The following is a 2538-nucleotide window of genomic DNA, read 5'->3' on the forward strand; positions in this document are numbered from 1 at the left end:
GCCGTGGCCGCCTGTGTCAGCGGAGGCAGGCTGTCGGACGTCGGCGCCTGCGGCGGCAGCGCCGGCAGCGTCAGGCCGATGCAGACCACGCCGCGCGACTGGCGCGCGAACACCGCGCCGCCATGCATTGTGGCGATGGCCTTGACGATGGCCAGTCCGAGCCCGTGGTTCTGGCGGCTGTCGGCGCGCGCGCTGTCGACGCGGTAGAAGCGGTCGAACAGCCGGTCCATCTGCGCGGTGGACAACGGGTCGGCCTCGTTGCGCACCGCAATCGTCACCACGCCGGCCTCGTCGCCGATCTCGACCGCGACCGGACGGCCATGCAGGCCATGCTGCAGCGCATTGCCGAGCAGATTGGTGATCGCGCGCTGCAGCAGCGAGGCGTTGACGCGGGCCCGCGCGTCGCCAACGATCTCCAGCGTCGCGCCGGCATCCTCGAACAGCATGTCGAGGAAGTCCGCGCTGCGGCGCACCTCGTGCGCGACCGACACCTCGACCAGATCGCGCGCCAGCGCACCCCGGTCCGATTGCGCGAGAAACAGCATGTCGACGACGATGCGGCCGAGCCGTTCCAGATCCTCCAGGTTCGACTGCAGGATGTCCTCCAGCTCGCGCGCGCTGCGTGGGCGTGACAGCGCCACCTGGGTCTGGCCGATCACGTTGCCCAGCGGCGTGCGCAGTTCATGCGCGACATCGGCATTGAAGGCGGACAGCTGCACGTAGGCGCGTTCGAGCTTGTCGAGCGCGCCGTTGAACGCCAGCACCAGGCCGGACAGCTCGGCCGGCAGATCGGTATCGGGCAGCCGCTCCAGCTTGCGCGGATTGAGCTCGCCGGCATGACGCGACAGCGCCTCGATCGGCGCCAGCCCGACCTTGGCGATGCGCCAGCCGAGCACCGCCACCGCCAGCACACCGAGCGCCGAGCAGACGATCAGCGCGACACCCAGCACGCGGCTGGTCTGGTAGAACGGCGCCTGATCGACCGCGACCACCAGCGCCAGCGCCGGGCGCTCGTCCAGCGCGGGAATGATCCGCTTGAGCATCAGGAAGCTGCGGTCGTCGAACTGCACCGTCCAGACATCCGGCGCACGCTGCACGGTGACCGCGTCGCGCGGAAACGGCTTGCCGAAGCGGAAGCGCGCATCGGGCGTGTCGACGAAATAGCGCAGGCTGTCGTCCTCTGGCGTCATGCCGGTCAGCACCGCGCCGAAGCGCTCCCATTGCGGCTGCGTGCCGTAGTGGGCGGCCTTCGGGCCGATCAGCTGGAAGCGCGCCTCGAGCTCCTCGAGCTGGCGCTTCTCGAGCTCGACGCACTGGACGTAATACATCACGAAGCCGGTGACCGAGAACACCAGCGCCGCCGCGAGGGCGAACATCGCGGCCAGCCGCGTGGCGATCGAGCGGCGGCGGCTCACGCGATTTCCTCGGCGCGGCATTCGAGCACATAGCCCATGCCGCGAATGGTATGCAGCAGCTTGGGCTCGCCCGGCCAGTCGAGCTTGGCGCGCAGGCGCTTGATCGCCACCTCCACCACATTGGTATTGCAGTCGAAGCTGATGTCCCAGACCAGCTCGGTGATCGCCGTCTTCGAGACGATCTGCGACTGGCGCCGCGCCAGCACCGACAGCAGCGTGAATTCGCGCGCGCTCAGGTCGAGCCGCCGGGTGCCGCGCATCGCGCGCCGCGACAGCAGGTCGATGCGCAAGTCGCCGACCGTCAGCTGCGAGGGCTCGCTCTGGCGGCCGCGACGGGTCAGCACATTGAGGCGGGCCAGCAGCTCGAGGAAGGAGAACGGCTTGGCCAGGTAATCGTCGGCGCCGGCGTCGAAGGCGTTGAGCCGGTCGTCCAGATCGTCACGCGCGGTCAGCATGATGACCGGCGTCTGCTGCTCGCGCCGCAGCGACTTGAGCATCGACACGCCGTCGAGGTCGGGCAGCATCACGTCGAGCACGATCGCGTCGTAGGGCTCGGTGCAGGCCATGTGCAGGCCATCGACCCCGTTGGTCGCCGTGTCGACCACATAGCCGTTTTCCGACAGCCCACGGCGCAGATAGTCGACGGTCTTGATCTCGTCCTCTACCAACAACAGTTTCATGGGTCCGGCCCTCCAAGTCCGGCAAGTTCGCGGCAAAGTTGCGGCCAAACAGTTGGCGCCAAACTCGCGGCACAGCCGTCGCCCGCAATGTCCGCGCCAACGGCTTCCGCCCGCCATTTCCGGCAACTATAGGTGAAAGCCGCCGCCCGAACCTGTCAACGTTGTCAGCTTGCCGCCGGCGTGGGCATCACCGTGCAAGCCGTGCTGCCACCGGGTATTTGTCCGGCCACCCGCGGTGCGCGGCGCGCCTCCGATCCTGACGCAATTGTCAGGCTGGCGTCACCGCCGCGTCCGGCCCGGTTCGTAGACTGCTAACCGTGCTTGGCCAAGCCGTCTCCCCTCGTCAAGGTTCCCAGAACCGCCCCGGATCCCAATCTGAAGGAGTGTTGCCATGACTCGAACGACCCCGACCACCGTGCCTCACCGAGCGTCCGGCGCCCCGC

At 68.4% G+C, this 2538-nt stretch carries 2 protein-coding genes; both read right to left on the reverse strand.

The genetic code is table 11. The features are described from left to right. The coding region (locus AC6EI8_RS26035) for a heavy metal sensor histidine kinase (RefSeq protein WP_150083452.1) at positions 1-1415 on the reverse strand (1415 nt) is incomplete at its 3' end. Next, on the reverse strand, positions 1412-2095 hold the full coding sequence (locus tag AC6EI8_RS26040; protein WP_149318157.1) for a heavy metal response regulator transcription factor: 684 nt from the start codon (positions 2093-2095) through the stop codon (positions 1412-1414). The genes AC6EI8_RS26040 and AC6EI8_RS26035, both read right to left, overlap by 4 nt. Positions 2096-2538 lie beyond the last annotated feature (443 nt).

The sequence above is a fragment of the Cupriavidus sp. R6-3 genome (genome assembly GCF_059772245.1).